The sequence below is a fragment of the Pseudobacillus wudalianchiensis genome, assembly GCF_001685015.1.
Taxonomy (GTDB): domain Bacteria; phylum Bacillota; class Bacilli; order Bacillales; family Domibacillaceae; genus Pseudobacillus; species Pseudobacillus wudalianchiensis.
This window is the reverse complement of the sequence record NZ_MAYT01000031.1, coordinates 130,718-145,282: the sequence shown is the minus strand read 5'-3', so window position 1 is coordinate 145,282 and position 14,565 is coordinate 130,718. Positions and strand designations below refer to the sequence as shown.

Here is a 14,565-nt window from a genome sequence, read left to right as displayed (position 1 = left end):
CCATAAGAAGCAACTTACGAGCCATTTCTTTTCATTTACCGGTCTTGACTGCCTGTCACACGGCTCATTCTATATTTCCCACTCATCAAGATTATTTTTTGTATAAACCGGCTGCTCTGCTACTCCAGCGAGATGTTCCTTCCTTGTTACGCCCGTATGAACAAGCAATGTGTCGATCCCCGCCCGGATCCCCGCCAAAATGTCAGTCTGATAATTGTCACCAACCATTAATGTTTCTTCTTTCGTTGTGCCAAGTACTTGGAGGGCTTGTTCCATAATAATCGCTTCTGGCTTCCCGATAAAAGTAGGAGCTGTTTCTGTTGACACGGCGATGACCGACGTGAGAGCACCGTTGCCTGGAAGAAGACCGCGCTCAGTAGGAATAGCAATATCCCCGTTTGTCGAGACGAATGCAGCGCCATTTCTCACTGCAAGACAGGCCACCGCTAATTTTTCATAGTGGATATGGCGATCAATCCCGCATACAACAACATCTGGCTGCTCATGTTCCACGAGGGTAAACCCTTTTTCCTTCAATGCCGAACGAAGCCCTTCTTCCCCAATCATATAAATAGCAGCTTGTTTATGCCTCTCAAAAATATAGTTAGCTGTGGCTATGGCCGCTGTGAATACTTGCTCAGGCTCAGTAGGAATGTGAAATCGGTTCAGCTTTTCTGCTACTTGAGCTGGTGTACGCGATGAATTGTTAGTAACAAATAAATAAGGAATATTTTTTTCTTTTAAACGGCTAATAAAATGACGCGCTTCTTTTATTTCTTCTGTACCTCGATACATCGTACCATCTAAGTCAATCAAGTATCCTTTATATGTCTTCATGTTTCCTCCTTATGAACAAAAAACGCTTTCATAATGAAAGCGCGAAATGGTTATGGCTTAAATGCAGAAACTGGTCCTAATTCATTTGTTAAATAAGCTCTTACTTGTGCTGGAAACTGTTCCAGCGCAGAAAAATTCTCTTCAAACACTCGCTTTACTTCCTTGTAATCAACAGTGGTGTAGTGCTGAACGAGCATTTTTCTTAAGGCTACAACAGCTTTTAACGAAGCGGCCGCTTCTTTTTCAATAACCTGTTCATCCTCTAGGATATCAACAATATCCTCATAGCTGCCCGGATCCCTCATAATAAAGCCATCAATCATGGCATTGCCAACATCGAGCATAGATTCAATCACGATATGAGCGATTCGTTCTAAAGCCGCCTGTTCAATGGCCGCTTCCCATTGTGGCTGTTCAGCAAAGACAGACAGCTTGGCCTCCATATACTTTAGAATTTCTTCAATTTTCCCCCGATCCACAAAATACACGACGGGCACCTCTTCTCTTAACTTTCTTTGATTTCCTCTTTATTTTATCATGAATCTATAAACAAAACACATCTTCGTCCCAGGTGAATCATGGTACAATCGAAACAAATAGACAGGAGTGACACGCTATGACAGAAAGATTTTTTCTTTACGATGAAACTGAACCAACGAAAACACGATATGTTAGCTTCATGGGAGAGCACCAACGCTTTGATCTCGCTTTAATGCAGACGGATCGTTATTTTGGAAAGCGTATTGTTTTGGATATTCAAGGCAGCCGCTTTGCCATTATCGGTCGGGATGATTTAGAAGAACCAGGGTATCTTGAGCATGCATTTAAGCTGACTGAAGAGGAAGCAGCCGAGCTCCGTGACTTTTTATATGAAGTCATTTAAAGCATAGTCAAAGCGCTGCCGGGCATGCTAATAATGAAAGCTTTATCACTTCATTGGGCTTTAGCAGGCAGAATGAGGTATTTGAAGCTGTATGATCATAAAGCAGCTGGAGGTAATGATTATGTTCTTTAATGATGAAGAATATACCGATTTTTCTAATGTGGAGAAAATGCGTCACTTTTTAACAGTGGAACAAACGCCGGAAGGCCCTTACGGAGCACCGCGTGGAAAAGACGAGCCCGTGGAAAATAAATCTACGCCTTGGGAAGAAGGTCAGCAATTTTATACACCGTCGACTTACGAAAATAGATCACTTCATCAAGGGATGCCGCGTCGATTCCCAGGAGCTCATCCTATTAATGATGACAAAGAAAAAGATCAGGAAAGAGAATATCAGGATATCCCTCCTAACACATAAAAAATCGAGCAAAAGGCTCGATGTAAGACGGCGAATGATAGGGGTTTTCTCATTGCTTTTCCAATCAGAAGCTTATCTTTCAAAGCAGCATAAGACAAAAAATAAAATCGAGTAATCTTGCTCGATTTTATTTTTGAACTTTTTTAGCAACGAAATAGGCACAGCCAAAATTACAGTATTCATATAAGTACTCTTTTAGCGTGCTAATTTTTGAATCAAATGTCGCTTTCTGGTTCGTATCTTCATAGAACCCTTTTAGACGAAGCTGACCGTATCCCCAATCCCCGACGATGTAGTCATATTTCGTTAAGATGTCGCTGTAGCGTTCTCGGAATACCTCTTCATTAAAGCCATCGCTTCGTTCTTCAATGACCTCATAGCAATGATTTTGAATGCAAATCATCTCTCCTCATTCCTTTCTTCTTCCTTTATTATAGCCGATCAGCCAGTAATTACTAAGAAAAAAATAAGCAAAAACGGGCAATCTACGTGTTGAGGGGGTGTTAACATGAAAAAACCATTGTTAACTGTGGGAGTTGCCAGTTTTTTAATGATGGCTGGCTGTAATGCAAATGATACAAACAACCTTGCCGGCGATGGTAACAATCGGGACCGTAATACGATAAACGTTGCTGACCGATATGACCGTGACCGGTACGATATGTATAACGGAGATCGTGGAAATGGCGTAGATGGCAGAATTGGCGGAATGGACAGAAACGACCGTTCTGATAGAGGCGGCCTCATGACCAACAATAGACAAGATGGCTTCGGTTATGTCCGCCACCAAAAAGGAACTGTTCGAGGACAATCTGTTTCTTACCGAAACATGCATGTTCTTGACCGGGAACGGACAGCAGACACAATTGGTCGATTGAGTCTTGATCTTCCAAAGGTGAATGATGCCTCTGTACTCGTGACAGATCAGGAAGTATTAATCGCTTATAATACCGATGCTAAAGATGCTAAAGACCGCAGAGGAGTAGCCGAACAGGTAAAAAGAACAGCCTTAAGCGTTGTGCCGCGCTGGTACCATGTGTACATGACCGATGATACCGACTTACGCCGTGATATTGAAAATATTGCACAAACAAATGGCGGCATGGACGTAGCTCGTGATTCTATCGGCCGTACTGTAAAACTAATGAAGCAAAACTCGCCTCAAGGCTATACAAAAGCGGATAGAAGAAATAATCAAAATGGCGGAATGAACGGAACAAATGGAATGAATGGCAACAACGGAACGACTGGCAATAAAGGAATGAATGGCAACGAATCAGGCACTTCACAAAATACTGGAACTCCGCAAACAACAGGTACACCAGGCACAAACTGGACGAATGGACCAGACGATCAAGATCATACACCTGGTCGAGCTAACCCTTTTACTAACGGAGGCAGTTAACTAAAAACACCCGGTTTCTCTCTTCGCATCAATCTTTGATACCGTTAGAGACCGGGTGCTTTTAGTTTGTCCAGCTGCAGGCGTTAGTGCGTACGGCGGTTTCGAAATTTCTGCAGGAGTCAAAGAGCGACTCCCACAGAAATTCCTCCAACCTCCTATCGCACTGATCGAGCGCCTTCCGCTTTTCTCTTTGTCCAGCTGCGCCTCCTTGTCCCTCGAGGTCATAAGCCGATCTGGCTGTGTGGCTGAAGAGCGCCACTTCGCCATTTCGTCTTATGCTTGTCGGGACAGAACAGTCGGCTCCGCTTTTCTTTATCACGCTTCGAGTGTTTCTTTTTCGCCTAGTTCTTGTTTGGTTTTTGCTGCTGAGTTTACTTGTTCGTCCGCATGGTAAGAGGAGCGGACAAGCGGGCCGGCTTCGCAATGGCTAAAGCCTTTTGACATGGCAATTTCACGAAGTTCTGCGAATTCGTCTGGATGGTAATATTTTTGTACCTTTAAATGTTTCTTTGAAGGCTGTAAATATTGTCCAAGTGTCACAATGTCTACATTGTTTGTACGAAGGTCATCCATCGCTTCGATGATTTCTTCCTTTGTTTCTCCAAGACCGATCATAATACTTGATTTTGTTGGAATATCAGGCTGCATTTCTTTTGCTCTTCTTAAAAATTCAAGGGAGCGTTCGTATGTAGCACGGGCACGAACTCTCGGGCTTAAGCGCTTGACTGTTTCAATATTGTGATTTAAGATGTCTGGCCGTGCATCCATCAGCATTTTTAAATTCTCTTCTACTCCTCCCATATCGGAAGGAAGGACTTCAATAGAAGTAAACGGATTCTTGCGTCGGATCGCCCGCACTGTTTCTGCAAAAACAGCAGCACCGCCATCTTTTAAATCATCACGAGCCACAGCTGTTACGACAACATGCTTCAAATTCATTAGCTGAACAGAATCTGCTACCCGTTCCGGTTCTGCCCAATCCAGTTCAGTCGGCAAGCCTGTTTTGACTGCACAAAAACGGCAAGCACGAGTACACACATCTCCAAGAATCATGAACGTAGCTGTCCGGCGTACCGCCCAACACTCATGAATGTTAGGGCATTTCGCTTCTTCACATACTGTGTGGAGGTTTTTCTCCCTCATCATCTTTTTTAAGCCTGTATAGTTTTCATTTGTATTTAATTTTATTTTCAACCAATCTGGTTTGCGTAAATGTTCCTCTTTCTTACCCATCTCTTCATCTCCCATCATTCTTCTTCGACCAAATAGCTGATTTTCCAAAAGAAAAACAATTCTCTAGCCACTGTACCACAGTCCATATTCTAACACAATTCTAGCCCTTTTCATGTTTTTTAGACGTTTTTCTGCATGAAACAAACAGAATTCCACAAAATAAATCAAGAACGCTAAAAGGGAGAGAATTATATTGCAAAAATCGCTTTGGCTCTTATTTATTATTTTTTCTTTAATGGTCCTTCCTGTTGAAGCAGCTGACCCAAAAAAAGATGAAAAAATGTACAAGACACGAATAGAGCTGTTCAAGAAAATGGAAGCTGCTACGTCTATTCCTTGGTATTATTTCGCTGGTATGGATCAATATGAGAGAAATTTACGCTTTGTCCGCAAAGACTTGCCTGAACCTGATACGGTTTCTATTTATATTCCTGAAAGTAAATGGGCTGGACCCTTAAATCCTAATCAAGAAGATATGAATCCAGCTACGATTACAGCTTTTCAAGGGTTAGGGACAGATGGAAATGGTGACCAAAAAGCTGATCGGTTAAATGGAGAAGATGTCCTTGCTGCTGTTGGCAAATATTTGCTAGCGTATGGAACAGATCATGATAACATTAAGATTGCCCTCTGGCGCTATTACGGGCGAGACAAAGCCGTTAGTATCATTATAGGCAATGCTAGGATGTATAAAGCATTTGGAAAGCTTGACCTTCAAGAAAAAGCATTTCCTCTTCCCCGCCGCTTCAATTACACATTTAAAAATACATGGGGGGATGCACGAGGATGGGGTGGACGCCGCATTCACGAAGGGACTGATATTTTTGCTGATTATGGTGTTCCTGTCCGCTCTACTTCTTACGGCATTGTTGAAATGAAAGGTTGGAATCGTTATGGCGGCTGGCGAATCGGTATCCGTGACATTAACAATACGTACCACTATTACGCCCACTTAAATGGCTTTGCAAAAGACTTACAGCTAGGACAAGTCGTTAAACCCGGTACCGTAATCGGTGGAGTTGGGAGTACAGGGTACGGGCCACCTGGTACTTCTGGAAAATTCCCTCCTCACCTCCACTACGGAATGTATAAAGACAATGGACGCACAGAGTGGTCCTTTGATCCTTATCCGCACTTAAGACAATGGGAAAGAGCCGGCTCCTGAGTAGCTAGCCGGCTTTTTGACATAAAGGACGTGTGGAAAGCTGTTATTTTGCTATTTCCCCTCCCTACTTCTTTGATGGCAGCTCAATAGCAGGTGTCATGCTCCCGCCGCTATTATAAAACTCGGGCACATCGCCATGAATCATCCCAATCGCTACCGGAATATCCTGTATAACGGTGGTCATATCAGTAGCAAATGGCACAATAATTTGTACGTTTACTTCTACTTCAATAAAGACTTCTACATAGGCATTGTTAATACCGTATGGCTTTACATTCGATTTTACATTAGACGTTACCTCACCGATAGCATGAAAACGAATCGGGATTTTGGGACCAAGGTTTCCTAATAAAACGTTGTTGGTGACTTGCCCAAGCGGAACGTAATATACAATCCCTTCCGTTTTATCTTCCTGATCTGTTTCAATCTCCACGTCAGACAACAATTCCAATGCCTGCAGATTGCCGCGTTCGGCCTCTTTTAAGTTTAACTGAACCAAATTCGTTGTTTCGGCCATGACTCTATTAATAATCTTTGCATTCAGCTTTGTAGTTGATGGATTATTTGGATCACTTTCGATAATGTCATTAATATCCATTACACTGGCGACCTTTTTATTAATGGCTTTATTGATGACCAGGGCCGCAATCTTTTTCGTTTCAGCATGAGCGTAGCCAATCAATGTCGGCTTGACGTTTTTATTAATGATCCATAAACTAGCAGCAGTCGAAAAGGTAAATAAGACAAGCGTAATCAGAAATACATAACGAAGAGGGAGTGGCCCTCTTTTCGATCTCCACCTTTTTTGTGCAGCCAAAAAAATCCCTCCTTCTTAGCTAATGTATGCTAAAAAAAGAAAGGATCATGCAACAAAGTTTTATTCTTCAAGGTCAAATTCGTGATGAAGCAATTTCCATTCCATCACATCACGCAAAAATTCAGGCATAAAATGTTTTTTGGACGGCGACCGATAAAGCTGTGGAAAAAACTGTCCATAGGCAAACATGTCTAATGTCGCCAGCTTATACTGTCGGTCATTAATGATCTCTTTACCATCAATCGTAAAGCGATAACGATTGATGTCTACTTCTAAACGATCATATACAAAACGTCCCATCACTTTCCCTCTAAAACCAAGCCCCTTAATCGTTAAATGGGGCCACTTGTCGTCTGTTGTCTGTTTTAACACTTCCTTTAATTCCGCCCCTGACACTTCAATAAGACAAGGATTAATCGGATGAGGAAGCATTCGGTGAATGTCGTATTTCGTAACGGTTCCCGTCGGAAGACCCCCGAGAAAAAGACCAGCGTTTAGCAAGGCACCGTCTGCCTTGCACCATTCTCTTAGGGCTTCGCAAAGCAGCTGGGGCAATTCAGAAGGGGCAAACCAGTCACTCTTCAGCGGCTGAGACAAAGAGACCACTGGTTGACTAAGCATCTGCTTCCCTTCCTGCTCGTACTCTTCAATCTCCTGCTGTTCATCTGCTGGAGCTGGCAACTCTTCTGCTGTATTGTACACACGTGCTCGTTTTCCGATGATTTGCTTCGTTTCTGTGTCGACTTCGATCATGACATGCCCAACGTGATATCCAAACCGTCCAGCTGCCGCCAGCAGCGTCCCTTCTACTTCCTTTCCCTCATGAAGCAGATGATGTGTATGGGCACCTAGTACAACGTCTACCTCTGGGAGAGAGTAGGCCATTTTTTCATCCTCATAAATCCCTAAATGGGAAAGAACGACGACGATATCAGATGTCAGGCCTATTTCTTTTACCTGCTCCTCTAATTCATCAAGTGGCTGGGACAACTTCCAGCCAAGCTGCTCATAAGCCCCTGAAAAAAAAGCAGTAGCACCCGTGAGCCCCAACGTCATCCCATTAGATAAGTGAAAAAAATGAAAAGGCTGAGCCCACTTTGGACGCTCACCGATCTGATCATAAAGATTAGCAAGCACAACAGGGAATTGAGCATTATCGTATAACCTATCGAGCCCTTCTTTCGGCAAGGTGATTCCCTCATTATTTCCGATTGTAACGGCGTCATAGCCAGCCTCGTTCAACAGCTCAATATTCCGCTTGCCAAGCGATCCTTCCGTCATCGAATGCGACCGATCCACATGATCGCCAATATCAAAGATCAACACATTTTCGCCTTCTTCTTCATGCCATCTTTTCCGGGCCTTCAGAAAACGATGAATACGCGGCCAATTCTCAAAATGACTATGAAGATCGTTCGTATGATAAATATGGATGGTCTCTTTCAAACTCTCCCCCTCCTTCTGTATTAAGCCAGCCCTTCATAAATTAATCGAATGCCCATAAGGATTAAAATAATCCGCAATACCATCACTAAGGCATTAGATTGCAGCCTCGTATTTAAAAAAGCACCAAACTTCGCTCCAATCCAGGCGCCTGGAACGAGTAAGACAGCGTACAGCCAGAGAACATTTCCTAATGCGACGTGCGTCACTGAGCTGACCATCGCTGATAAAAAGATCATAAACATCGATGTCGCTACCGCTACATGCGGCGGGAACGCAAATAATAAAATCATCGCAGGCACCATGAGCGCTCCTCCGCCAATACCGAAAATGCCCGAACAAAACCCTACAATAAAAGCAATACAGATGGCTGTCCCTGATTGAAAGCTATATGTATAGACCTTGCCGTCCCTCTCTATAAACTCTCGGGTAATCCCCTTCGTCCTCCTTGATGGCAGCGGCTTTATTTTCGAGCGAAAGATTAAAACAATCGCCATCACAATCATAAAGATACCAAAATAAACATAAAACGAATGAGTGCTTAACTCTTTATTCACAATGGCACCGACAATTCCTCCGGGCCCGCTTCCGATGAAAAAAAGCAGACCGCTTTTATAATCAACGGTCTTATATTTCATATAAGCCAGTGTAGAAGACAGACCCGTGAAAATCATAATGACGAGTGATGTGCCGACTGCCTGTTGGGGGGAAATAGTCGTCAATAATGCCGTCGATGTCCCTAAAAAGAGAAGAGAGGGAACAATGACGATACCTCCTCCAAGCCCCGCAAGTGCTCCAAGTGAGCCAGCTGCAAAACCGATGGCTATTAGTACAATCCACTCCATTAGCTGGCCCTCCTTAAAACAGATCTAGCTGGCGCGAGGCCAAATTCTCATAGGTTAAGCCGGCCAACTGAATAAACTGCTTAGCATTATCCGCGGCGTCACCACCAGAGTTATTGTTGAACAGCATGTAGACATGCTTGCTTTGCTGCTGCAGTTTCTTAGTAAATTCGACCCACTGATTTAATTCATTTTCATTATAACGGTATAAGTAGCGAACTTCACGCCAATTTTTATTGCCCTGCTTTTGCCATCCCTGTTTATTACGGCCATGTAAACGTACGAGTGTTTTCTCCGGATCGGTTGCTTGTAAAATGATAGGAATAGAGCCTTCCCCTGCCTGGGGTTCATCGCAAACTGTATGAATCCATTTTTCATCTTTTAAAAAAGTAATCGTCTTTTCAAGAAAAGCTGGCGAATACCATGATTGATGGCGAAATTCAACAGCAAGCGGCGCATCGCCCATCCGTTCTTTACAGTAGCGTAAATACTCGACATTTTTGCGCTGGCAATCAAACCATGGCGGAAACTGAAACAGTACCATCGCCAGCTTTCCAGCCTCTTTCATTGGTACAAGCGACTCGATAAACGCCTGAAACATCTCTTCCTTCGATTCAAAAGGGATTTCCCCCCGTTCGTGTCCAGTCATGCCCTGATAGGCTTTCACAACGAATTGAAAGCTCTCTGGCGTCTCCTCGACCCATTTTTTCATATTGCGTAATGGCTGTACGGCATAAAAGCTTGCATCCACTTCCACCGTTGGAAAGTGAGCTCCATACTCCTTTAATTTATCACGAGCAGCAATCCCGCTTTTATATAGCGTGTCATGATCGCCCCATCCCGTCACACCTACGTATAACATCGGCATCCACCTCGCTCTTATTTTAGCATATAAAGACTATTCCTTAATTATTATCCACTTGACGTTAGAAACTAAACTATTGGCTGTTGATTGTTCATGCCCTCTGCTTCTCAGCTCTTTACAATGAAGAAAAAAGGGCAGCCCGTGGGCTGCCCTTCCAGATGAACAATTAACCGATAGACCCTTCCATTTCGAACTTAATCAAACGGTTCATTTCAACCGCGTATTCCATTGGAAGTTCTTTTGTAAATGGCTCAATAAAGCCCATAACGATCATTTCTGTCGCTTCTTCCTCGGAAACGCCGCGGCTCATTAAATAGAACAATTGCTCTTCAGATACTTTAGACACTTTCGCTTCATGCTCAAGTGAAATGTTATCATTTAAGATTTCATTGTATGGAATTGTATCAGACGTCGACTGATTATCCATGATGAGTGTATCACACTCGATGTTAGAGCGTGCACCGTCTGCTTTGCGGCCGAAGTGAACAATACCGCGGTAGGTTACTTTTCCGCCATGCTTCGAAATCGATTTGGATACGATAGTGGAAGATGTATTCGGCGCTAAGTGGATCATTTTGGCACCAGCATCCTGGTGCTGGCCTTTACCAGCAATCGCAATGGATAGGGTTAAGCCACGCGCTCCTTCACCTTTTAAGATAACCGCTGGGTATTTCATCGTTAACTTAGAACCGATATTTCCATCGATCCATTCCATCGTTGCGTTTTCTTCACATACTGCACGCTTTGTTACGAGGTTATATACGTTGTTCGCCCAGTTTTGGATCGTTGTGTAACGGCAATAAGCATCTTTGCGAATCACAATCTCAACAACCGCGCTGTGCAATGAGTTTGTTGTGTAAACTGGTGCTGTACAACCTTCTACATAGTGAACAGAAGACCCTTCATCCGCAATAATTAGCGTACGCTCGAATTGCCCCATGTTCTCAGAGTTAATACGGAAATAAGCTTGCAGCGGCGTATCTACTTTCACGCCTGGTGGTACATAGATAAAGGAACCGCCTGACCAAACAGCTGAGTTTAGTGCGGCAAATTTATTATCAGTTGGGGGAATAACCGTTGCCCAATACTTACGGAAAATATCTTCGTTTTCCTTTAAAGCAGAGTCTGTATCTTTAAAAACAATTCCAAGTGCTTCTAAATCTTCTTTCATGTTGTGATACACTACTTCAGATTCATATTGCGCAGAAACACCGGCCAAGTACTTTTGCTCTGCTTCCGGAATGCCCAGCTTATCAAACGTTTGCTTGATTTCTTCTGGTACTTCATCCCATGAGCGCTCAGCACGCTCAGATGGTTTGACATAGTAATTAATTTCGTCAAAGTTAAGAGCCGATAAATCCCCGCCCCATTGTGGCATAGGCATATTGTAGAAATGCTCTAGTGACTTCAAGCGGAAGTCCAGCATCCACTCTGGCTCGTCTTTTAACTTAGAGATTTCTTCAACAATTTCACGTGTTAAGCCGCGCTCTGAGCGATACACTGAAACATCTTTATCTCTAAAGCCGTATTTGTAATCCCCGATCTCCGGCATTTTTTTAGCCATGTTTCATTCCTCCTGTAGTTTTATTATTCCTTCTCAGTTAAGCCTTTTTCCATGGCTTTCCATGAAAGTGTGGCACATTTTATACGGGCAGGGAATTTAGCTACCCCTTGTAACGCTTCAATATCACCAAGATCTAAGTCGTCCGGGTAATCATTTCCTTGCATCATCTCTGAAAAGGTTTTTGAAAGTCGTAAGGCCGTTTCTACGTCTTTGCCTTTGATCGCTTGTGTCATCATCGAAGCAGAGGCCATGGAGATGGAACACCCTTCCCCATCGAACTTTGCTTCTGACACCTTTCCATCTTCTACATTCATTGTTAGATGAATACGGTCTCCACAAGTCGGGTTGTTCATATCAATGGTTAACGTTCCATCTTCTATTTGCCCTTTATTGCGTGGATTTTTATAATGATCCATGATGACTTGGCGGTAAAGCTGGTCTAAATTATTAAAAGACATCGCTGAAATACTCCTTTGTTTTAACGAGTCCTTGAACGAGCTTATCTATGTCTTCTTCTGTATTATACAGATAGAAACTGGCTCTCGCTGTTGCCGAAACATCTAGCCATTTCATGAGTGGCTGTGCACAGTGATGACCTGCACGAACTGCAATTCCTTCCGCATCAAGCACAGTCGCCACATCATGTGGATGCACATCGTCCAAGTTGAATGTAACGAGTCCGGCGCGTTTTTCACCGGCAAGCGGTCCATAAATTGTCATGCCTTCAATGGTGCTAAGCTGTTCCATCGCGTAATCAGCTAAACGATGTTCGTATTGCTCAATTTCATCAAGTCCAATTTCTTCGAGAAAATCAATGGCTGCTCCAAGACCGATCGCTCCTGCGATAATCGGTGTTCCGCCTTCAAACTTCCAAGGAAGCTCTTTCCAAGTTGATTCATACAATCCAACAAAATCAATCATTTCGCCGCCAAATTCGATCGGTTCCATCTTTTCAAGATGTTCTTTTTTGCCGTACATCACGCCAATGCCTGTCGGTCCGCACATTTTATGCCCTGAGAAAGCAAGAAAATCACAGTTTAAATCCTGAACGTCTATTTTCATATGCGGAGCAGTCTGCGCGCCGTCTACGACCATGACGGCCCCTTTTTCATGGGCAATTTCTGCAATTTCTTTAATCGGATTAATCGTACCGAGAACGTTAGACACCATCATGATGGAAACAATTTTCGTCTTTTCAGTAACCATTTCCCTTACATCTTCAAGTGAAACCGTTCCATTGTCCTGAAGTGGTACATATTTTAGCACGGCCCCTTTTTCTTTAGCCAGCTGCTGCCATGGAATGACGTTACTATGATGTTCCATGTACGTAATCACGATTTCGTCGCCTTCGTTCACATTCGCTCGCCCGTAGCTTTGAGCAATAGTGTTAATAGACGTTGTTGTTCCGCGGGTGAATACAATTTCTTCACGAGCTTTTGCATGAATGAATTTACGCACTTTATCGCGTGCGCCTTCATAAGCATCCGTTGCCCGATTTCCGAGTGTGTGGACTCCTCGGTGAACGTTGGAATTGTCTTCCCGGTAATATTTATTAAGCGCTTCAATGACCTGTACAGGCTTTTGAGAAGTCGCTGCACTATCTAAATAAACAAGTGGATGGCCGTTCACTTCTTGGTCAAGGATAGGGAAATATTGTTTAATTTCCTTCGCGTTCATTAGCGTACTTTCCTTTCAATAACCTCAGTTAACTGCTTTTTCACGCCTTCGATTGGCATTTTTTCAACTACCGGCGCCAAGAATCCATGAATAATTAAGCGTTCTGCTTCTTGTTGGCTGATTCCGCGGCTCATTAAATAATAAAGCTGCAAAGGATCTACACGGCCAACAGAAGCCGCATGGCCAGCTGTTACATCGTCTTCGTCAATAAGAAGAATCGGGTTAGCGTCACCGCGCGCTTTCTCGCTGAGCATTAATACGCGTGATTCCTGCTCGGCATTTGATTTAGAAGCGCCATGCTCGATTTTACCAATACCGTTAAAGATCGACTTGGCTGCCTCTTTCATTACTCCGTGCTTTAAAATATAGCCTTCTGTATGTTTCCCGAAATGAACAACTTTTGTTGTGAAATTCTGAGACTGGCTGCCTCGGCCAACGACTACTTGCTTCGTATCTGCAAAAGAGCCGTCTCCGATTAAATTTGTGACGTTTTCAGAGATTGTATCGCCATCATTCATCATGCCCAGTGCCCATTCAATGCGAGCATCACGGCCAGTAATTCCACGACGGTTCACGTATGTCGTTACACCGCTAGCTAAGTTATCAACAGCTCCATAAACCACTTTGGCATTCGTGCCAGCTACAACTTCTGCTACGATGTTAACGATCCCATTTTCAACTGAAACAGTCGATACGTAGTTCTCTACATACGTCACGGCACTGTTGTCATCTGCTACAACGAGTACGTGATTAAATAAAGCCGCTTCAGCATTATCTTGAATATATACAGCTTGAATCGGCTCTTTCACTTCAACATTCTTCGGCACATATAGAAAAGCTCCGCCGTTCATTAAAGCTGCATGCAGAGCCGTCAATTTATGTTCATCAGGTTTGACGACGCTCGTCATAAAATATTTTTGAACGAGATCACTATGGTCGCGAACAGCTGTAGCGATATCTGTAAAAATGACTCCCTGTTCTGCTAGTTCCTTTGAAATAGAAAGATAAGCGGGCGTTTGGTTACGCTGAACATAAAGGTTTTTATCCGCTTTTTCCAGGTTAATCAAGGACTTTACTTCTTCTGGAAGTTCTTCAAGAGAAGCAAACGGCTCGCTTGTTACCACGTGAGACGGGAATTGAGTAAAGTTCCAGTTCGTAATCTTCGTTTTGTCTGGTTTTGGCAGCGGCAATTCTTCCGCTTTTTCAAGAGCTGCCAGTCGCAAATCTGCTAGCCATTGTCCCTCGCCTTTTTCTGTTGAAAAAGAGCGAATATACTCTTGGTCTACTGGTAGGTTTGTTTCTACAGTCATGTCCGTCCTCCTAGTTATCCAACTTTCATTTATCGATAGAGAAAGCCGCTTCGGCTATATCGCAAAATCTCCGCTCTAACAGCCTGTCATTTGCTTATCGCAACCG

General features: G+C 43.4%; 17 protein-coding genes. 4 read left to right on the top strand and 13 right to left on the bottom strand.

The window, feature by feature from the left end:
* Window positions 1-69: 69 nt before the first annotated feature.
* Window positions 70-837, bottom strand: coding sequence for a TIGR01457 family HAD-type hydrolase (locus A8F95_RS20125; RefSeq protein WP_065412188.1), 768 nt, complete (start codon window positions 835-837; stop codon window positions 70-72).
* 50 nt (window positions 838-887) lie between these two features.
* Window positions 888-1,325, bottom strand: coding sequence for a DUF86 domain-containing protein (locus A8F95_RS20120; protein ID WP_065412187.1), 438 nt, complete (start codon window positions 1,323-1,325; stop codon window positions 888-890).
* 128 nt (window positions 1,326-1,453) lie between these two features.
* On the opposite strand from A8F95_RS20120, the gene A8F95_RS20115 reads away from it, so the two are divergent.
* Window positions 1,454-1,720: a DUF3055 domain-containing protein gene (locus A8F95_RS20115; RefSeq protein WP_065412186.1), complete on the top strand. Its 267-nt coding sequence runs from the start codon at window positions 1,454-1,456 to the stop codon at window positions 1,718-1,720.
* A gap of 121 nt (window positions 1,721-1,841) precedes the next feature.
* Window positions 1,842-2,138 (top strand): cytosolic protein, encoded by a 297-nt coding sequence (locus tag A8F95_RS20110; protein WP_065412185.1) that lies wholly within the window; start codon window positions 1,842-1,844, stop codon window positions 2,136-2,138.
* Between the two features lie 127 nt (window positions 2,139-2,265).
* Here A8F95_RS20110 and A8F95_RS20105 read toward each other — a convergent pair whose 3' ends face one another.
* A complete protein-coding gene (locus A8F95_RS20105) occupies window positions 2,266-2,541 on the bottom strand; it encodes a YutD family protein (protein ID WP_065412184.1) in 276 nt (91 codons plus the stop codon).
* 105 nt (window positions 2,542-2,646) lie between these two features.
* Between A8F95_RS20105 and A8F95_RS20100 the strand changes: the two genes are divergently transcribed.
* Entirely contained in the window at window positions 2,647-3,543 is an 897-nt protein-coding gene (locus tag A8F95_RS20100) for a YhcN/YlaJ family sporulation lipoprotein (RefSeq protein ID WP_065412183.1), read from the top strand.
* On the opposite strand, the gene A8F95_RS22205 is transcribed toward A8F95_RS20100, so the two are convergent.
* Window positions 3,544-3,810, bottom strand: coding sequence for a hypothetical protein (locus A8F95_RS22205; protein WP_141676307.1), 267 nt, complete (start codon window positions 3,808-3,810; stop codon window positions 3,544-3,546).
* A 48-nt stretch (window positions 3,811-3,858) separates the two neighbouring features.
* Window positions 3,859-4,776, bottom strand: coding sequence for a lipoyl synthase (gene lipA / locus A8F95_RS20095; protein WP_065412182.1), 918 nt, complete (start codon window positions 4,774-4,776; stop codon window positions 3,859-3,861).
* A 235-nt stretch (window positions 4,777-5,011) separates the two neighbouring features.
* Between lipA and A8F95_RS20090 the strand changes: the two genes are divergently transcribed.
* Window positions 5,012-5,941 (top strand): M23 family metallopeptidase, encoded by a 930-nt coding sequence (locus A8F95_RS20090; protein ID WP_065412238.1) that lies wholly within the window; start codon window positions 5,012-5,014, stop codon window positions 5,939-5,941.
* Between the two features lie 64 nt (window positions 5,942-6,005).
* Here the strand turns inward: A8F95_RS20090 and yunB are convergent, their stop codons facing one another.
* The 8 genes from yunB to sufD form a co-directional block, all read right to left on the bottom strand.
* Entirely contained in the window at window positions 6,006-6,758 is a 753-nt protein-coding gene (gene yunB, locus A8F95_RS20085) for a sporulation protein YunB (RefSeq protein ID WP_065412181.1), read from the bottom strand.
* A gap of 60 nt (window positions 6,759-6,818) precedes the next feature.
* Complete coding sequence (locus tag A8F95_RS20080) at window positions 6,819-8,204, bottom strand: bifunctional metallophosphatase/5'-nucleotidase (protein WP_065412180.1); 1,386 nt, start codon at window positions 8,202-8,204, stop codon at window positions 6,819-6,821.
* A gap of 20 nt (window positions 8,205-8,224) precedes the next feature.
* On the bottom strand, window positions 8,225-9,046 hold the full coding sequence (locus A8F95_RS20075) for a sulfite exporter TauE/SafE family protein (protein ID WP_065412179.1): 822 nt from the start codon (window positions 9,044-9,046) through the stop codon (window positions 8,225-8,227).
* 13 nt (window positions 9,047-9,059) lie between these two features.
* Complete coding sequence (locus A8F95_RS20070) at window positions 9,060-9,905, bottom strand: DUF72 domain-containing protein (protein WP_065412178.1); 846 nt, start codon at window positions 9,903-9,905, stop codon at window positions 9,060-9,062.
* Between the two features lie 169 nt (window positions 9,906-10,074).
* Window positions 10,075-11,472 (bottom strand): Fe-S cluster assembly protein SufB, encoded by a 1,398-nt coding sequence (gene sufB / locus A8F95_RS20065; RefSeq protein WP_065412177.1) that lies wholly within the window; start codon window positions 11,470-11,472, stop codon window positions 10,075-10,077.
* 23 nt (window positions 11,473-11,495) lie between these two features.
* A complete protein-coding gene (gene sufU / locus A8F95_RS20060) occupies window positions 11,496-11,930 on the bottom strand; it encodes a Fe-S cluster assembly sulfur transfer protein SufU (protein WP_049664110.1) in 435 nt (144 codons plus the stop codon).
* Window positions 11,920-13,149, bottom strand: a complete 1,230-nt coding sequence (locus A8F95_RS20055; protein WP_065412176.1) for a cysteine desulfurase — start codon at window positions 13,147-13,149, stop codon at window positions 11,920-11,922. The genes sufU and A8F95_RS20055 overlap by 11 nt, the downstream gene beginning before the upstream one ends.
* Complete coding sequence (gene sufD, locus A8F95_RS20050) at window positions 13,149-14,459, bottom strand: Fe-S cluster assembly protein SufD (RefSeq protein ID WP_065412175.1); 1,311 nt, start codon at window positions 14,457-14,459, stop codon at window positions 13,149-13,151. The genes A8F95_RS20055 and sufD overlap by 1 nt, the downstream gene beginning before the upstream one ends.
* Window positions 14,460-14,565: the final 106 nt, after the last annotated feature.